Origin of the sequence: Bacillus sp. RC242 (assembly GCF_044908245.1) — a bacterium.
Classification (GTDB): Bacteria; Bacillota; Bacilli; order Bacillales; family Bacillaceae_G; genus Bacillus_A; species Bacillus_A mycoides.
Genome location: NZ_JBIYCZ010000001.1, coordinates 617,093 through 636,170 on the forward strand (window position 1 = coordinate 617,093; position 19,078 = coordinate 636,170).

A 19,078-nucleotide genomic window follows, 5' to 3' on the forward strand; every position below is an offset into this window, starting at 1 on the left:
TGTAGCATATAGCAGTTTAGGTGCTATAAACTATAACATAAAAATATTACCATGACTCATTGACTATTGTCAATGAATGTTCTGCTAACTATTTTTTCCGTTCTACAATTTCTTTCTTACTTCCAAAACGGATAATAGCGTACTTTTCGATAATATCATCTTTGAAATAAATTTCAAATGGAATATTTTTTTGTAATTCTTTTTGTGAAAAATGTTTTTGTACTTTTTTTGAAGCACCAATCAATACAGCTTCATCCTCTATATTACCATAAGTAATAAGCTCTCTCTCTAGCTCATACGCAATTGTTTCATTAGATATAACGTAACCTGTCGCTTTACAAGGCGCACACTCTTCTAATAATACGTCACGTAACGAATGTTTCTTGCGCTTACGCGTCATCTCTAAAATACCTAGCTCTGTAAACCCAAGCACTCTTGTATATGTGCGATCATCTTGTAAAGCTATCATTAAACGCTCTCTTACCTTCTCTTTATCTTCCCGTCTTTTCATATTAATAAAATCAATTAATATCATCCCGCCAATATCACGAAGTCTTAATTGACGAGCAATCTCTTCAGCAGCCATTTCATTTGTGCGAAATACGGTATCTTGTAAATTTTGTTTTCCAGTAAATTTACCTGTATTCACATCAATTACAGTCATCGTCTCCATTTGTTCTACAATTAGATAGGCACCATTTGGTAGCCACACAATTTTTTGAAGTGCTTTCTCGATTTCACGATCTATTCCAAAATGGTTAAACATCGAAGATTTTTCATTATAAAAGGATACTCTTTCTTTCCCTACTTTTTCTTCTAATTCTTTTACTATACTTCTCGTATCTACAACTATTTTTTCAATTGTTTCAATTGGGTTCTCCTGAAATACACGATCTAAAAACGTCGCTGGTTGATGAAGTAGTAAGGGCGCTTTCCCTTGATCTTCTTTTCTTTTTAACTCTTCATATAACTGCTGCAACCCTTGCATTTCAGCATGTATTTCATCGATTGTTCCTTTTTCAGAAGCAGAACGGAAAATATATCCACCTGTTCCTTCTACTTCAATTCCCAGTAACTGTTGTCTTCTTTTATTATTTTTTATTTTTCGAGAAACAGCGCGCATGTCATCATAGGGCATGTAAACGACATATTTTCCGGTAAATTCTATCTTCGCCGTTAATTTTGGCCCCTTCGTATCAATTGCCTCTTTCACAACTTGTACAAGTATCGCCTGTCCTTCATGTATGCGATATGAAGATGGTACATCATCAAATGAAAGATATGCATGTTTTTCTAATCCGATATTTACAAAGGCTGCGTTCATTCCAGCAATTGTTCTTACGATACGCCCAACATAAATATGTCCGACAATCTCCTGCTCTTCATTCCGTTTCCATAAAAGCTCGACAACTTTTTGCTTCTCTTCTATCGCAACACGCTTTTCCGAACCAGTGTAGTTAATATATAACGTCTTCAAAATTCTTTCCTCACTTTTCATTTCTTTTCCTTACAATATAAAGTGAAACTTTAATCAGTGGGGGTTTTATTCATCCCCCACTGATTATTAGTTGAACCAATCGGGCGTTTACGGGCAGTTAATGCGGGGTAAAAGGTTAGTGTCGTCGTCAACACTAACCAATTAATTCTTCAACAGATGAGGTTGTTCGTTTTTCAGCAAAATACGCATACAACAATTCATTTTCGTCCAATGTGTAATGCTCTTTATATTTTCCATGGACGATAATAGAGTGTTTATATCCTCTGCGAAATTTTGTGAAAATCGTATATAAATGATCTTCCGTTTTCACCTCAATAGGTGCTATTTTTTCAATATCTCTTTTATTCCCATAATAACGCTCTAATAAAAAACGCATAAATGCGTACCGTCTTTGTTTCCATTCTTGATATAAAGAAATCGCTAGAAAAACGAGTAATACCCACATCATAATGTTATTACTATTCCAAAGTAACTGCCATCCTAATATTACACTAAAAAAAACACATGACAATTTCATCATCTTTTCATGTGCTTGTAAATAGGGAAAACGATATGATAATACATTAAATAATACTTTTCCGCCATCAAGTGGCCAAATAGGCAATAAATTAAACCCTAAAATAATGACATTATTCCATACAAAGAAATGGTACAAATCATCAGTTACCCAGCCCGCTTTATACAAAATGTAAGCGACCGCAATCATCCATATATGCTGAATTGGCCCCGCCATAACGACAATTAATTCTTCTTTTAATGATTTATTCCCATGTTCTTCCATCTCGACTACGCCACCAAACGGCAAAAGCTGAATTTGTTTAATACGCCAATTATAATACGCTGCGGCAAAAGCATGCCCAAGTTCATGAACTAAAACGATACAAAATAACAATAGTAACTCTTTAAAACGCGCCGTAAAAATACCAATGACAATAATAACCCAAAATAACGGATGCACAGAAATTTTCGTGAAAACATCCCTATATTTAATCAAATGAAATCACCTGAATGGGATCAATAAATTTTTCATTCTTTTTTATTGCAAAATAAAATTTTCCATTTTTATTGTTTTCATCATTACTCACTATTCCAATTCTTTGTTTCTTTGAAACGTAATCATATAATTTTACTGACATATCATTTAAATTTGCATACCATGACTCCGTGCCATCAGCGTGCTGAATTTGAACTGTATTTCCAAGTTCCTCTTTCTTGCCCGCAAAAACAACTACACCTTCATTTACTGACTCTACCGTTGCATTTGTAGCCGTTTGAACAAATACACCCTGGCCGTTTTTTTGAAATCCTTGCATCACCTTTCCAGAGGCAGGAATCGCATAATCCTTTTGCTGAATAGCCTCTTCTTTTTTCTCATTTGGAGAAAAGAACACGAGAGGTTTTCCAAACTGATTTTCATACCATTTCGATATAGTAGCAAATTGAAATTCTTCTTGCATAACTTTTTCTGTAACAGCTCTAGTACCATCAAAAGAAGAAGGTGCGTTCTTAAATAAAATAGCAACCGAAAGAACTAATATTGCTGATAGCAAAACTTTGAAGAGAAAAACTTCTTTTCGAAATAGAGGATGAATTTCCTTCTCCCCCTCTTCAATAAAGACCGTTTCGCTATCAAAATCTCCTCCCGCAAAATACTGCTCTTCTTCTAGCAATTCTTGCTCTGCTTTCCTTTTCGCAATCCGCTTTTTAATTTCTTCCACACGTCTATTCTTCATACTGTCTCCTTTCTTTCGTTAGCCTTATTCAAATAGAAACAGTTATATACAGTTTGTACATATGTATGAGTTATAGAAGGAAGATATTCATGCGAAGAAAAAAGAAAGCACTCCGCATTTATGCGAAGTGCTTTTAACGGATTCCAAAGAAATTTTTCATCTTTGTAAATACCGATACTTTTTCTTGTTCAAATGCTTGTAATGGTACATTCTCACCTAACAAGCGTCTTGCAATATTACGATAAGCTATTGCTGCTTTCCCACTAGGTTGCAGCGCTACAGGTTCACCTGTATTCGTAGCACGAATAACTTCATCATCATCCTCGACAACTCCAAGAAGCTCGATTGACAGTGTACGTACGATTTCATCAACGTCTAACATATCCTGTTCATGAAGCATATGACTACGCACACGGTTAATGACAAGTTTCGGTGGTTCAATATCCTCTTTCTCTAAAAGCCCGATAATACGATCCGCATCACGCATTGAGGATACTTCTGGTGTTGTTACAACGATTGCTTTATCCGCACCTGCTACTGCATTTTTAAACCCCTGCTCAATCCCCGCAGGACAATCAATTAATATGTAATCATAATCTTGACGTAATACTTGTATTAATTCATCCATTTGTTCAGGTGTTACCGCCGATTTATCGCTCGTTTGTGCTGCAGGTAATAAATAAAGATCATCAAAACGCTTATCTTTAATAAGAGCCTGAGGTAAACGACAACGCCCTTCAACGACATCAACAAGATCAAATACAATACGATTTTCTAGCCCCATTACTACGTCTAAATTGCGTAAACCGATATCTGTATCAATTAAACACACTTTTTTTCCAGATAACGCAAGGGCTGTACCAATGTTCGCAGACGTTGTAGTTTTACCTACTCCGCCTTTTCCAGATGTAATTACTATTGCCTCTCCCACAGCTATACAATTCCCCTTTCTAACTTTGTTAAATTAGGTCTAAGATGAGTGAGAAGTTGCAGGCGATCGACAACAATGTGATTATTCTCATTAATGTACGCACATTCTGCCGCCTCTGCTCCGTCTTCTTTCTCTTCCGGAGCCCGCATTGTCACATCACTAATTCGGAGTTGCATAGGGTTCATAATAGATGCAGCAATAACAGCTTCTGAATCTCCATCATACCCCGCATGTGCAATTCCTCTTAATGATCCCAAGACAAAAATATTCCCCCCAGCGATAACCGTTCCGCCTGGATTAACATCTCCAATTAATAATAAATTGCCTTTTACATGTAACACTTGTCCAGAGCGAACAATTTTGGAAATAGGGACAATTTCTGTTTCTTCTTTCCAAGCTATTGCTTCTGCTTTTGTTATAACATCACTTTCGATTGATTCTACAACAAGGTTCTTCTTATTGCGAATTAACGTACGAATCTCTTCTTGTTGTACTTCTGTTAAATAGCGATTTCCTACTTTAACACGCACTTCAATTAAAGAACGTCCGTCACTCTCATAGTAATGTGTAGAAAGCTTTTCATCCAATTCTTTTAGTAGCTCAGAGAATGAACAGCAATCATCTAAATGAAGTGTTATTCCATCTTTTGTCCCTTTTATCGTTACATTTTGTTGCTTTTTTTCTTCCACTAAAGTTCACCCCACCGATTCAATTCGACATAAAATTAGAAAATCCTTTTTTCTTTTTCTTCTATCGCTTTTGAAAGACGCACTAAATATCGTCTCAGTGGGAAACAAACTATTAATAAGAAAATTCCATTTAGCAATAAAGTAGCAAGGAGACGATCTGTGAAAAAGACAGATGCTGACATGTGAGTACGTCCTAACAAAGTTAAAAACCCATACACATAATACTCTAATGCTGCAATGCCAGCCAGTACGATAGAAGCGACAATAAATAAATTCAATTGTAATACTTTCATCACACTATAAACTAAATAAGCTAAAATCGGATAAGCAAATATATATATACCGACAAGTTCCGTGTATACGGTATCAAATAAGAAACCAAATAATAGTCCGTAGTAAATCCCTTGAACCGGACTATAGTACACTGTAATAAAACATAACACAATTATAAAGAAATGCGGTGCTGCTATACTGCCTTTCCAAAAGACGTCTGTTGGAACAATAGTAGAGAACATATTTTCAAATAAAAAAACAAAAAGGAGCAAAAGAGGAAGAGCTGCTCTTTTTAAAATCGTCATCATCTCTTCTCTCCCTCCTATTCTAACGGCGCTGTAGGCATATCACGTTTTGCAACTATAATATGCTCTACATCATTCAAATCAGCGGATGGTTTTACATAAGCTGTTTTTGTTAAACCGTATGGATCTGGCTGAACATCAACAATTTTCCCAATCGCAAGACCTTTTGGGAAGATATCACCAAGTCCAGATGTTACAACTAGTTGATCTTTTTCTACTTTTGCATCAGAGCTAATCTTTGTGAAAAGAAGTAGTTGTTTTTCTTTATCGTAACCTTCAATCAATCCAAAGATATTTTCTTGTCCTTGTACAATAGCAGAAACACGGTTTGTTCGGCTCATCGAACTTAACAACTCTACTGAAGATGTAAACTGAGATACACTTTTTACGCGTCCAACTAAACCTTTCGGAGTTACAACAGCCATATCTTTTTTGATCCCTTGCTGTGCTCCTTTATCAATTCCAACTAAATCGTACCATTTATCGGGATTACGAGAAACCACACTAGCTTGTACTTCCGTATAATCACCACGGGACTTTTCTTTACCAGTTAATTCTCGTAGTTTTTTATTCTCATCGTCTAAATTTTTCACTACTGCAGATAAATCTGCGGTAGAATCTAATTTTGCTTTCAGCTTTTTATTCTCTTCATACGTGCGCTTTACATCTTCTACGTTCTCGAAGAATCCGGCAACATAATTCGCTGGCTTTTGGAATACACGTTCTACAACACCGACAGTATCTTTTATAAACTGCTCTGGCCATGATAAACTGTTCCGTTCTTTCAATGAGATTCCAATCAATGCCACGAGAAGAATAATACTAACTAACAAAACAATTAATCTTTTGTTTAAGAAAAACTGTGGCACGTTCACACCCTCTTAATTTCATTGATTTTTATTTTGCAATATTATCGAGCAGCAGTTTTGAAAAGGTCGATATTGTCTAATGCTTTACCCGTTCCAATTGCTACGCAATCTAATGGATCCTCTGCAACAAGAACTGGCATATTTGTTTCTTCACTAATAACTTTATCTAAGTTACGTAGTAATGCCCCGCCACCCGTTAATACGATACCGCGGTCCATAATATCCGCTGCTAATTCAGGTGGAGTTTTTTCTAACGTATTTTTAACTGATTCTACAATTGCATCTACTGTATCTTTTAATGCATCTGCAATTTCTTCTGGTTGAATTAGTACTGTTTTCGGTAAACCACTTACTAAATCACGACCGCGAATTTCCATAGGCTCAATACCTTCTGGCTCGCCTGCAGAACCGATTTCTAATTTTAGTGCTTCTGCTGTTCTTTCACCAATCATTAAGTTGTAGCTTTTCTTAATGTACTGAATGATTGAATCGTCCATATCATCACCAGCAACACGAACTGATTGACTTGTTACGATACCACCTAAAGAAATAATTGCAACTTCTGTTGTACCACCACCGATATCAACAACCATACTACCAGTCGGCTCCCAAACAGGTAAGTTTGCACCAATTGCTGCTGCAAATGGCTCTTCGATTGGATAAGCATCACGAGCACCAGCTTGACGAGTCGCATCGATTACTGCACGTCTTTCTACAGCTGTAATACCAGATGGTACACATACCATTACATATGGTTTACGTGAGAAGAATCCATTTGATTTTTGAGCTTGTTGAATGTAGTATTTCATCATTATTGCTGTTGTTTCGTAATCAGCAATTACACCATCTTTCATAGGGCGAAGTGCCACTACATTTCCTGGTGTACGACCAATCATTTGTTTTGCATCGCTACCTACCGCAACGATTTGTTTCGTATCAGTTTGTAATGCTACTACTGAAGGTTCACGTAAAACTACACCTTTCCCTTTCACATATACAAGCGTGTTCGCCGTTCCTAAGTCTATTCCAAGATCGCGAGTAAATCCACCAAATCCAAACATATCATTTATCTTCCCTTCTTATTTTCACGGACTCATTTTTCTTACTTTATATTTATAAAAACAGTACGTTTTTTTATATCTGCATCCTTTTTGTAGATAATTTTCTACAAAAAACTCATAAATCACATTATAAAACAAAATAAGTAAAAAGAATAGTCTTAAATATGACCTTTTTCCTTTAAACTCACGAATTTATGGTCACCTATTATGATATGATCAAGTACTTCAATTCCGATAATTCGACCACATTCTACTAATCGTTTTGTAACTTCAATATCTTCACGGCTCGGCGCCGGATCTCCTGAGGGATGGTTATGAAGACATATAATAGAGGCTGCTGCCCGACGGAACGCTTCTTTAAAAACTTCCCTTGGGTGCACAATCGACGTATTTAAACTTCCAATAAAAATAGTTTGCCTATGTATAACTTGATTTTTCGTATTCAAATATAAACAAACAAAATGCTCCTGTTGCAAAAAACGCATCTCTTCCATCATATAACTCGCACAATCTTCTGGACTTCGAATACTATATCTATTTTGATATTCTAAACGTACCATTCTTCTACCTAATTCAAAAGCAGCCATAAGCTGCGACGCCTTTGCAATCCCAACACCATGAATGCTCATCATCTCTTCTAACGTTGCATCCTTTAACATTCGTAAGCCGTCAAAATGATGTAGAATATTATCTGATAACGTTAACACCGTTTCTTCTTTAGAACCCGTTCTGAGTAAAACTGCAAGAAGTTCTCGATTCGATAAACTTCCTGCTCCTTCTAACAATAAACGCTCCCGTGGCTGTTCTTCTCTCACAACATCACGAATACCGTTCATCTCTCCACCCCTTTTTTTACGATTTCTCCTAAAGAAAACCCCATGCAATTTTACACATGGGTTACATCGCTATCAAACTGTTTTAATTCACGGACAAGACGTGCAATTGGCAAGCCAACTACACTGTAGTAGTCCCCTTGAATATGTTGAACAAAAATAGACCCTTTACCTTGAATTCCATAGCTTCCTGCCTTATCAAGTGGTTCCTTCGATGCAACGTATACGTCTATTTCTTCTTCTGTTAATCCCCAAAATGTTACTTCTGTACGTTCATAAAAAGTTACAGTTTTTTCTTTCGATATAATTGCAACACCTGTGTATACTTCGTGTGTTTTCCCTGATAATAATTGTAGCATTTCTTTCGCCTCAGCCCCATTAGACGGCTTTCCAAGAATACGCGAATCATATGTAACAATTGTATCTGCACCTAGTACAACTTGATTACTATGGTTTTCTGCCACAGCAGATGCTTTTTGCAAAGCAAGCGACATGACAATATCAGAAGGTGATGAATATGCACCAATCTTCTCTTCTACTTCACTAACAACGATGTCAAATGGCACATCTGCTAATTCAAGCAGTTCCTTCCTCCTAGGTGACCCTGAAGCTAAAATAATTTTCCTCATATTTTCTCCTTCCCTTCTCACATGAAGCAGAATAATTCAAATCAATCGTATCAAAGGAATAGTTTCCCCACAAATTCTAGAAATATCATTTTCTCTAAACAAAATAATAGTTCTTTTTAAATACGATTATATGCTGCCCATACAGAAAGCACTTTGTTCTAAATTCAAAAGAAAAGAAAGAAGTATATGTACTTCTTTCCCCTTCATCATTATCTTATTATTTTACTTTTTGTGAAACCATTTTTTCATACGAAAGTATACCATCAATAATAACTTGATTTAATTTAGCTACAGATTCCTTATCGCTCTTCCCTTCCTTAATCGTTTGCACCGCTATTGACGTATACGTATAAAGCTTCTTTGCATCTTCACGCTTCATACTCTTCCCTTCCTTTTCCATAGCTTTCCACTCTTTTTGAATCGCTTCTATATCTTTTGGATTACTTTTTCCACTAGTTTGTACGCTGGACACATATTTTGCTAAATGAGTATATAATGGCTGCACTTTCGCTAAAAACATTCCTACTTCTTTATCATTTTTGAGCAATGCTTTATCTGTAATATCCCAATTTTTTTTCAAAACTGAAACACCATCTTGCTTATACTGATCTATTAATTGATTAACAGCCTGTTCATCGCTCGTAATAGCAACAACTAACGCATACTTATCACCACTCGGTTTCAAAGTAGCCACGCCCCCATTACTTTTCCACTCTTCAATAGCAGCCTGTCCTTTTTCTTCAGAGGAATAAAGCCCTCCTTGAACGAAAAATAGTTTCATTGGGTCTAATGACGTTCCTACCTGTGCTTTTGGTTTTTCCTCTTTCGGTGTTGGTGTTTGTTCTGCCGTTCCACCCACCTTTTGTTCCTCATTACCTGCCTGCTTCGAAGCCGTTACCTTACCTTCTTCTGTCGTCCCTTGTCCAGTTAATAAATGAATCATACCCATCCCAAATGCAGTACCAATAATTATTGCAGTTGCAACGATTGCGATTATTGTATTGCTCCACTTCTTTCGATATTTTTCCATAGATACTGATTTCGCTTTTTGAAACGGAACGACATTTTTCGGTCTCTCACTTTCTGCTACCATCCAGTCAAACTCATCCTTCTTTTTTTCCTCATACTTCGCTTCTGTTCCATTTACTTTCACCGAGATCGTTCGTGATTGCTTGTCCATACACTCACACCTCACCTCTTGTCATTGTCCGCATCATATCATATTCATTCCACAAAAAAACGAGATATTTGTCAGAGGAATTCGTCAAATAACCCTATATTATTATCTTATATGTATGCATTTGACTTCATTTGTAGAACAAAAAACTAGATAGCAAAGACTATCTAGTTTTTCTCGCGAATATATTTTCGAACTTCAGAAATGAAATAAAGAGAACCTGTTATGATAAAGACATCATTTTCTCCAATCATATCAACTTTTGTATCAATTGCCTCTTTCCAATCTTCAAAAACTAATTTTGATTCTTGTTGTGAATACGATGCAAGCTTGTCAGCAGAAATGGCACGATCAAAGGCAAACGTCGTAAATATTATTTCATCAGCAACTTTTTCTAATTGCCCTACCATGTTATGTAACTGTTTGTCACCAAGAGCAGTAAATAAAACTATTACATTCTTCTTTTTATAATGTGCCTCTACTGTTTTTACAAGACTTTCAATACCTTCTGGATTATGAGCACCATCTATTATAATATCTGGATTACTTTGTAACTTTTCAAATCGACCAATCCAGTATGCTTCTTGTAAGCCAGCTTTTATTTCCTCTTCATTAATTAAAAATGATAAATATGTTTTTAAATACATGACTGCCATAAGTGCTAGCGCTGCATTGCCTACTTGATGAATACCTTTCATTGAAATCCGAACATTTTCAAACGAGGCGAATGGACAAGCAAAATCAAAATGTTCCCCATCTTTATTAGAATGTTTATGTAATGTTGTAAACTGTTTTCCAAATTCATATAAGCTTGCATGATTTTCCTTAGCAACCTTTTGAATTACTTGCAATGCTTCTTCATTTTTCACACCAGTAATAACTGGAACACCAGACTTAATAATCCCTGCCTTTTCATATGCAATTTCTCCTAGTGTATTGCCTAAAATATGCATATGATCGTGACCGATATTCGTAATAATCGTGAGAACCGGATGAATAACATTTGTAGAATCAAATCTTCCCCCAAGCCCCGTTTCAAATAAAACGACATCACAGAAATTAACTCTACCGAAATAATAAATTGCCATTACTGTAATAATTTCAAACTCAGTCGCTTCTCCTAAATCCGTCTCATCTAATTTTTCAACGACTGGCTTTACCATATTTACAAGTTCTGCAATCTCTTCATCTGCAATCGGTATTCCGTTTACACTAATACGTTCATTGAATGTTTCTATGTAAGGCGATGTAAACGATCCTACTTTATATTTCGCACCTTCTAACATGTAGCGCATGTATGTTAAAGTTGAACCTTTTCCATTTGTGCCGGCTAGATGAACACATTTTATATGACGCTCTGGATTTCCGAGTTCTTCTAACATCCATTGCATTCTTTCTAGCCCTGGTTTTATCCCAAATTTCAATCGGCTATGAATCCAGTTTATCGCTTCTTCGTATGTATGTATCACGTGTGTTATTCCCCTTTCAAAAGACAACCTTCATACTTCTATTATACGCAAAGAAAAGAGACTCACCAATATAGTGAGTCTCTGAAAAACATTTTTATTTCTCAAGATCAGCTAGACGTTGACGAACCGCTTCGCGTTTTTCTAGATAATCTTGCTCTTTCGCACGCTCTCCGTCAATAACTTCTGCAGGAGCTTTCGCTACGAATCCTTGGTTTGAAAGTTTCTTCTGTACACGTTCTACTTCTTTACCAAACTTCTCAAGTTCTTTTTCAAGACGCGCTTTCTCTTCATCAAGATTGATAAGATCAGCTAACGGTAAGAATAACTCTGCACCTGATACGATTGCAGTCATCGCTTTTTCTGGCGCTTGTAAATCAATCTTAATTGTTAGTTCACTTGGGTTACAGAAACGCTCAATGTAAGAGCTATTTTTCGTAAGCTGGGCTAGTACTGCCTCGTCTTTTGCTTTAATTTGCATTTGAACTTTTTTGCTCATTGGCGTATTTACTTCCGCACGGATGTTACGAACAGAGCGAATGATATCAACTAGAAGGTGCATTTCCGCTGCCGCTTCTTTATCTTGTAAATCTTCGCGAACTGTTGGCCATGCTGCTACTGTAATAGACTCGCCTTCATGCGGTAAATGCTGCCAAATTTTCTCTGTTACAAATGGCATGAATGGATGTAATAGACGCATTGTTTGGTCTAATACGTAAGCTAAAATCGAACGAGTTGTTTTCTTAGCTGCTTCATCTTCACCGTATAGTGGAAGTTTCGCCATCTCAATGTACCAGTCACAGAAATCATCCCAAATGAAGTTGTATAATGAACGACCAGCTTCACCGAACTCATATTTATCCATGTTACGTGTTACACTTTCGATTGTTTCGTTTAAGCGAGTTAAAATCCACTTATCTGCAACTGATTTTTCACCAGTTAAATCGATTTCTTCATACTTCATGTCATCCATGTTCATTAATACGAAACGTGATGCGTTCCAAATTTTATTAATGAAGTTCCAAGTAGATTCTACTTTTTCCATGCTGAAACGTAAATCTTGACCTGGTGCACTTCCTGTTGATAAGAAGTAACGCATCGCATCTGCACCGTACTTCTCGATAACATCCATCGGATCAATACCGTTACCAAGAGATTTACTCATTTTACGTCCTTGCTCATCACGAACTAAACCGTGAATTAATACATCTTTAAATGGACGCTCTCCTGTAAACTCTAAACCTTGGAAAATCATACGAGATACCCAGAAGAAGATGATGTCATAACCAGTTACTAAAGCATCTGTTGAATAGAACTTTTTAAAGTCTGCTGCATCTTCATTCGGCCAGCCAAGTGTTGAGAATGGCCATAATGCTGAACTGAACCATGTATCAAGCACGTCATTATCTTGATTCCAGTTTTCAAGATCTGCTGGCGCTTCTGTACCTACGTATACTTCACCAGTTTCTTTATGATACCAAGCTGGAATGCGGTGTCCCCACCATAATTGACGAGAAATACACCAGTCATGAATGTTTTCCATCCAGCGTAAGTATGTGTTTTCAAAACGCTCTGGTACGAACGTTACTTTTTCTTCTTCTTTTTGTTGAAGTTCTACCGCTTTTTCTGCAAGTGGAGCCATTTTTACGAACCATTGTGTTGATAAATAAGGCTCAACAACTGCACCGCTACGCTCACTATGACCTACTGAGTGCATATGAGGCTCGATTTCTACTAATACGCCAGCTTCTTGTAAGTCTTTCACTAACTCTTTACGGCATTCGAAACGATCCATACCGTTATACTTACCAGCTTTTTCGTTCATCGTTCCATCTTCGTTCATTACTAAAATACGTGGTAAGTCATGACGGTTACCTACTTCAAAGTCATTCGGGTCATGAGCTGGTGTAATTTTCACAACGCCTGTTCCGAAGTCTTTTTCTACGTATTCATCAGCAATAATCGGAATCTCTCGGCCTACGATTGGAAGTGTAACTGTTTTTCCGATTAAATGTTTGTAGCGATCATCTTCTGGATGAACTGCTACCGCTGTATCACCAAGCATTGTTTCTGGACGAGTAGTTGCAAGGCGAATGTGACCAGAACCGTCTGTTAGCGGATAGTTCATATGGTAGAATGCACCTTGAACTTCTTTATGAATTACTTCAATATCAGAAAGAGCTGTGCGTGTTGCTGGATCCCAGTTGATGATATACTCACCGCGGTAAATTAAGCCTTTTTCATATAATTGAACGAATACTTTATTAACAGCGTTAGATAAACCTTCGTCTAATGTGAAGCGTTCACGAGAATAGTCTAGTCCTAAACCAACTTTCCCCCATTGTTGACGAATGTGAGAAGCGTATTCTTCTTTCCATTCCCAAGCTTTTTCAAGGAATTTCTCACGACCAAGATCGTAACGTGAAATACCTTCTTCACGAAGTTTCCCTTCTACTTTCGCTTGCGTTGCGATACCAGCATGATCCATTCCTGGAAGCCATAATACATCGTAACCTTGCATACGCTTTGTACGAGTTAAAATATCTTGAAGCGTCGTATCCCAGGCGTGACCTAAGTGTAACTTACCAGTTACGTTCGGAGGTGGAATTACAATTGTATATGGTTGTTTCTTCTCATCTCCTGTTGCTTCGAAATATTTGCCTTCAAGCCACCACTTGTAAAGGCCTTCTTCAACGGACATATGATCATATTTAGTTGGTAAATTATTTTCCGTGTTTGACATTATTTTCCCTCCTTAAAATAAAAAATGCCCCTCATCCAAAAAAGGACGAGGGACATCGCGGTACCACCTTTATTTACAAACAAATTCAGAATTTGCTTATACTCTTAATTTGATAACGGACAAATCCGTCTTTTCCTAATAAGAATCATTCCGTTCAGAAAAGATGCTCCAGGGCTACCTTCTAACATAACTATCTAGAGAACCTCCCAGCCAATGGTTCCCCTCTCTGAAGACGTTTCATGTTATACTCTTCCCCTTCAATGCATTTATGTGATTGTTAATTATTATATACAATAGTGTAAAAAACGAAACCTTATTCGTCAAGATAAATTTGAAACTACGGCTTTTATCTCTTTATGGAACTAATAAAAAAAGATAAGCAGGGTTCTCCCTACTTATCTTCTTTATCCGTTCCCTTGCTGGGCAGCTTGTAATTGCGAAAGGAAATATTCTGTATTACTAATGAGCCAATGCGATTGCTGCAGAATTTTCACCCCGCGAAGCTCATTTTCTTCATTACGACTCTTTCTTCTTTTCGTATACGACTGAATTTGCCGAATAAAATGCGACGGGTACGTCATATACGCAAACATAAGAAGCTGCTCCTCTTTCGTAAATGGAAAATTTTTTTGATACATTTGATACCATTCAAAGCGGTCGCTCCGCGCAATTGGATATGTGTTCAAAGACCTTGAATAAAAGCTGACGATATCCTGTACCGGTGTAGCAAACTGAGACTTTTCTAAACTAATAAAATAACCGTTTCGTTCATAATCAAATAAAAAGTGATTAAGCGATACATTTCCATGAACGAAAGTAGTACGTGTTTTTTCCTTTTCTTTCATTGCATCATGCCATTCACTTAATTGTTTCGTTGCGAACTCACGTGCTCTCATAACGTGGTGATAATACGTACAATATTGTAATTCAAATGGAGACATATACCACTTCGCTTCAGATTCTATGAGAAACTCTTCTAATATCTCGCCATCATTTTCCCAACGGTCGGATATATTTGTATAATGTTTTTCTAAATCTTCTTCTGTATAAGTCTCCTCTTTCACCGTTTTTTGATGCAACGTCCCGAGCGTTTGAAACATCTTATGGTATTGATCATTATCTTCGCCGTTTCCTTCCGCACGTTCTAACCAAGGCATTAAATAATAGCTATACGCCCCATCACTTAAAACATAATTCCCGTCCGTCGTGTGATAGATAGGTACATAATTCGAAAAACCTTTCTCCTTCAAATATTGAATATGGTGTAAAAAATTATTCCGCTCTAATTTTCTATCTTGTATTTTCTTTAACGCATACGGACCTTGATTCGTATAAATTTTCATTACACTTCCGTGCTCTTCCATATGCTGAGTGTCCAATCTATATTGCCTCACAATGGGTTCATAGCGATTTCGTAATTCAATATCCATACGAATAACCCTTTCTTATTCAAAACATAGCTTCTAGGAAAAGAAAAGAGGTGAGTGAAAAAACTCACTCACTTATTTCACTGTTGCTTTTGAAACAGGAATATATATAATTTGCCCTGTAGTTAAATATATATCTTCTGATTGATTTACACGATATAAGCTTTGTACAGTCGTTTCATAACGTTCTGCAACCGATTCAATTGTATCTCCTTCTTGTACGAAGTACATTCTTAACTTCGTAAATTCTTCTTCTGGTTCTTTCGTAAATAATTTCGTTAAATAAAGTGCATTTTCATCTCGCTGTGAATATGCTTCTTCCTCTGGCTCTTCCTGCTTTTTCGCTTTTTCTTTCTTGAAATTTTTCCGCCCGAACAATTCAAATTGTGGCGTCTTTTCTTGCTCCTCTTCACGCTCCACAAGTTCATGTTCTTCTAATGCCTCTTCTTCTATTTCTTGCTCTTTTCTTTCCTCTAGCTGAAACGGTTCAAATGCATAATCTTCCCATCCATCTGATTCTTTATAGACTGGTACCTCTTCGTGCAGCACAGGTCTACTTTCATCCTCTTCAGCTGAATCAGCTTCCAACTCAGCATACACCGTCTCTTCCTCTTCATCCTCGGTTCTTTCCTCATCACATAAGCCTGTAATAGATATATCCGCTAATAGTTGTAAGCAACCATTTTCCTTTAATTCATAATCAAATTCCTCGATTGATACATATAATTCTTCAATTACTTTCACTCGATTTCTTGGAATTGATATTTCGAGCGGAAAGGAATGGACAAGCTCATTAACCCCGTCTCCCCTTGTTTCTACATAATCAATTGCCTTTGCTGGTGATAGCTCTCTTAATGAATAAGCTGAATCATCTTGCCTTGCAACGTACTCTCCCGTTAAATCTAATTGCCCCCTCACGATAACTTCATGATCGAGCTCCTCTATCTCAACGTCTGGATCTAACGAAATTGACAAAAGTTCTTCGACTTCCTGTCCCTTCTGGAACCAAACAGATTCTTTTAATGAAAATCGTAATGAATGATCTGTTGCCACTTCTTTTCCCCCTCCCAAACTATATGTCATTACAGATTTATGTTCCCTAAGGCTACTTTATGAATAAAAAAAATCGCTCCCCTAATGGAAAGCGATTTTCTCTAAGAAATTATGCTTTTAATTTTGACATTGCAATTTCGGCCGCTGCAATTGTCGCCTCAATATCTGCATCACTATGTGCTGTCGATAAGAATAAACCTTCAAATTGAGAAGGTGGTAAAAATACACCTTGTTCTACCATTTCACGATAGTAAGCTGCAAAGAATTCTAAGTTTGAAGATTTTGCTGCATCATAATTAATAACTTGCTCATCCGTAAAGAAAATACCAATCATAGAACCTGCACGATTAATGTGATGCGGGATATTATGCTTTTCAGCTGCCTTACGTAGTCCAGCCTCTAATATTTCTGCTTTACGCTCAAATTCCACATATGATTCTGGCGTTAACTGCACTAACGTTTCATAACCTGCTGTCATTGCAAGTGGATTACCCGATAATGTTCCAGCTTGGTAAATCGGTCCGCTTGGTGCAACTTGACGCATAATCTCTGCCTTCCCACCGTATGCTCCTACCGGCAAGCCACCACCGATTACTTTACCTAAACAAGTTAAGTCAGGAGTTACACCGTAATAACCTTGTCCACAATTATAAGCAACACGGAATCCTGTCATTACTTCATCAAAAATAAGTAGTGCACCGTTTTGCTCTGTCACTTCACGAAGTCCTTCTAAAAACCCTGGTTGCGGGGGAACAACACCCATATTCCCTGCCACTGGTTCTACAATTATACAAGCGATGTCATCACCGAATTGTTCGAAAGCATATTTTACACTTTCTAAATCGTTATACGCTACTGTAATCGTATTTTTCGCTACACCTTCTGGTACACCAGGGCTATCTGGTAAACCTAGCGTTGCTACACCCGAACCTGCTTTAATCAATAAAGAATCACCATGACCGTGATAACAACCAATGAATTTCAAAATTTTGTTACGTCCAGTGTAACCACGAGCTAAACGTAGTGCACTCATTGTCGCCTCTGTTCCAGAGTTAACCATACGCACAATCTCAATTGATGGTACACGCTCAATAACAAGCTGCGCTAATTTATTTTCAATTTCTGTTGGTGCACCAAAGCTTGTTCCTTTTTCAGCAACAGCTTTTAAAGCCTCAACAACACGATCATTCGCATGACCATGAATTAAAGGTCCCCACGATAATACGTAATCGATGTATTCATTCCCATCGATATCATATACTTTAGAGCCTTTTCCGCGCTCCATAAACAGCGGATTCATACCAACAGACTTAAAAGCACGAACAGGGCTGTTTACGCCTCCAGGCATTAAATTTTGAGCCTCTTCAAACGCCGCAATCGACTTATCAAATTTTTTCATTATTTAGCGCCTCCTTCTTGTAACCATCTTGCTGCATCTTTTGCATGATACGTAATAATCAAGTCTGCTCCTGCGCGTTTCATGCTAATTAATTTCTCAAGTACAACTTCTTTTTCATTAATCCAACCATTTTGTGCTGCTGCTTTAATCATCGAATATTCACCACTTACGTTATAAGCAACGACTGGTAAGTTAAAGTTATTTTTCACATCACGAACGATATCTAGATAAGAAAGAGCTGGCTTTACAATTAAGAAGTCTGCCCCTTCCATTACATCTGATTCTGCTTCACGGAATGCTTCCATACGGTTCGCTGGGTCCATTTGATATGTTTTACGGTCACCAAACTGCGGTGCACCGTGTGCTGCATCACGGAACGGTCCGTAAAATGCTGATGAATATTTCACAGCGTACGACATAACTGGTACGTGCGCGAAACCATTTTCATCTAATGCATGGCGAATTGCTGTTACAAATCCGTCCATCATGTTAGATGGTGCAATAATGTCTGCCCCTGCTTTCGCTTGACTTACAGCTGTTTTTGCAAGAGCTGCAAGAGACTCATCATTTAAAATAACGCCATCTTCAATAACACCGCAATGACCATGGCTTGTGAATTGACATAAACATGTATCTGCAACTACTACTAGCTCTGGGAACTCATCTTTAATTTGCTTAATTGCACGCTGTACAATTCCATGCTCACAATATGCCGATGATCCAACTTCGTCCTTTTCAGCAGGTAAACCAAATACAATAACAGAACGAATACCTAAATCAACGACCTCTTGCATTTCAGCTTGCAATAAATCTAAAGACATTTGATATACGCCTGGCATAGAAGGAACTTCATTACGAGTATTTTCTCCTTCTAATACAAAAATAGGGTAAATAAAATCTTCTGTATGTAAAAATGTTTCACGTACAAGCGCACGCATGCCCCCGCTTTGTCTTAAACGACGATGACGATTAAATTGTAAAGAATTCATAGA

At 37.3% G+C, this 19,078-nt stretch carries 17 protein-coding genes and 2 other annotated features (1 of these 19 only partly in view); all 17 genes read right to left on the reverse strand.

Features of this window, described 5'->3' with window-relative positions:
* Nucleotides 1-11 (reverse strand) — a sequence feature (ribosomal protein L21 leader region) (it extends 68 nt beyond the left edge of the window).
* 77 nt (nucleotides 12-88) lie between these two features.
* The 17 genes from ABH957_RS03340 to hemB all read right to left on the reverse strand — a co-directional run bounded on the left by ABH957_RS03340 (nucleotide 89) and on the right by hemB (nucleotide 19,075).
* On the reverse strand, nucleotides 89-1,498 hold the full coding sequence (locus ABH957_RS03340) for an Rne/Rng family ribonuclease (RefSeq protein ID WP_404491117.1): 1,410 nt from the start codon (nucleotides 1,496-1,498) through the stop codon (nucleotides 89-91).
* Nucleotides 1,499-1,631: 133 nt separating this feature from the next.
* Nucleotides 1,632-2,492, reverse strand: a complete 861-nt coding sequence (locus ABH957_RS03345; protein WP_002088816.1) for a M50 family metallopeptidase — start codon at nucleotides 2,490-2,492, stop codon at nucleotides 1,632-1,634.
* Nucleotides 2,485-3,231: a peptidoglycan DD-metalloendopeptidase family protein gene (locus ABH957_RS03350; protein WP_404510646.1), complete on the reverse strand. Its 747-nt coding sequence runs from the start codon at nucleotides 3,229-3,231 to the stop codon at nucleotides 2,485-2,487. Before ABH957_RS03350 ends, ABH957_RS03345 begins: the two co-directional genes overlap by 8 nt.
* 133 nt (nucleotides 3,232-3,364) lie before the next feature.
* Entirely contained in the window at nucleotides 3,365-4,162 is a 798-nt protein-coding gene (gene minD, locus ABH957_RS03355; RefSeq protein WP_000503308.1) for a septum site-determining protein MinD, read from the reverse strand.
* Nucleotides 4,163-4,164: 2 nt separating this feature from the next.
* Nucleotides 4,165-4,851 (reverse strand): septum site-determining protein MinC, encoded by a 687-nt coding sequence (gene minC / locus ABH957_RS03360; protein WP_002015372.1) that lies wholly within the window; start codon nucleotides 4,849-4,851, stop codon nucleotides 4,165-4,167.
* A 35-nt stretch (nucleotides 4,852-4,886) separates the two neighbouring features.
* The gene (gene mreD / locus ABH957_RS03365) at nucleotides 4,887-5,432 is read right to left on the reverse strand and encodes a rod shape-determining protein MreD (protein ID WP_404510648.1); all 546 of its coding nucleotides are present in this window, start codon (nucleotides 5,430-5,432) and stop codon (nucleotides 4,887-4,889) included.
* A 14-nt stretch (nucleotides 5,433-5,446) separates the two neighbouring features.
* Nucleotides 5,447-6,298 carry a rod shape-determining protein MreC gene (mreC, locus tag ABH957_RS03370; protein WP_002138478.1) on the reverse strand — a complete coding sequence of 284 codons (852 nt, stop codon included), beginning with the start codon at nucleotides 6,296-6,298 and terminating at the stop codon, nucleotides 5,447-5,449.
* Between the two features lie 41 nt (nucleotides 6,299-6,339).
* Nucleotides 6,340-7,359 (reverse strand): cell shape-determining protein MreB, encoded by a 1,020-nt coding sequence (gene mreB, locus ABH957_RS03375; RefSeq protein ID WP_002015369.1) that lies wholly within the window; start codon nucleotides 7,357-7,359, stop codon nucleotides 6,340-6,342.
* Nucleotides 7,360-7,517: 158 nt separating this feature from the next.
* Nucleotides 7,518-8,195 carry a DNA repair protein RadC gene (gene radC, locus ABH957_RS03380; RefSeq protein WP_002015368.1) on the reverse strand — a complete coding sequence of 226 codons (678 nt, stop codon included), beginning with the start codon at nucleotides 8,193-8,195 and terminating at the stop codon, nucleotides 7,518-7,520.
* Nucleotides 8,196-8,245: 50 nt separating this feature from the next.
* A complete protein-coding gene (locus ABH957_RS03385) occupies nucleotides 8,246-8,821 on the reverse strand; it encodes a Maf family protein (protein WP_002143262.1) in 576 nt (191 codons plus the stop codon).
* Between the two features lie 217 nt (nucleotides 8,822-9,038).
* Complete coding sequence (locus tag ABH957_RS03390; protein WP_098167963.1) at nucleotides 9,039-10,001, reverse strand: stage II sporulation protein B; 963 nt, start codon at nucleotides 9,999-10,001, stop codon at nucleotides 9,039-9,041.
* A gap of 164 nt (nucleotides 10,002-10,165) precedes the next feature.
* Entirely contained in the window at nucleotides 10,166-11,467 is a 1,302-nt protein-coding gene (locus ABH957_RS03395; protein WP_113935651.1) for a bifunctional folylpolyglutamate synthase/dihydrofolate synthase, read from the reverse strand.
* Between the two features lie 94 nt (nucleotides 11,468-11,561).
* Nucleotides 11,562-14,207, reverse strand: a complete 2,646-nt coding sequence (locus tag ABH957_RS03400) for a valine--tRNA ligase (protein ID WP_002143265.1) — start codon at nucleotides 14,205-14,207, stop codon at nucleotides 11,562-11,564.
* 38 nt (nucleotides 14,208-14,245) lie between these two features.
* Nucleotides 14,246-14,477: a binding site (T-box leader), on the reverse strand.
* 134 nt (nucleotides 14,478-14,611) lie between these two features.
* Nucleotides 14,612-15,637 (reverse strand): spore coat protein YsxE, encoded by a 1,026-nt coding sequence (gene ysxE, locus ABH957_RS03405; protein ID WP_002088823.1) that lies wholly within the window; start codon nucleotides 15,635-15,637, stop codon nucleotides 14,612-14,614.
* A gap of 72 nt (nucleotides 15,638-15,709) precedes the next feature.
* Complete coding sequence (gene spoVID / locus ABH957_RS03410) at nucleotides 15,710-16,717, reverse strand: stage VI sporulation protein D (RefSeq protein WP_181777885.1); 1,008 nt, start codon at nucleotides 16,715-16,717, stop codon at nucleotides 15,710-15,712.
* Nucleotides 16,718-16,796: 79 nt separating this feature from the next.
* Complete coding sequence (gene hemL / locus ABH957_RS03415; protein ID WP_002138492.1) at nucleotides 16,797-18,086, reverse strand: glutamate-1-semialdehyde 2,1-aminomutase; 1,290 nt, start codon at nucleotides 18,084-18,086, stop codon at nucleotides 16,797-16,799.
* Nucleotides 18,086-19,075: a porphobilinogen synthase gene (gene hemB / locus ABH957_RS03420; RefSeq protein ID WP_002015358.1), complete on the reverse strand. Its 990-nt coding sequence runs from the start codon at nucleotides 19,073-19,075 to the stop codon at nucleotides 18,086-18,088. Before hemB ends, hemL begins: the two co-directional genes overlap by 1 nt.
* Between the last annotated feature and the right edge of the window lie 3 nt (nucleotides 19,076-19,078).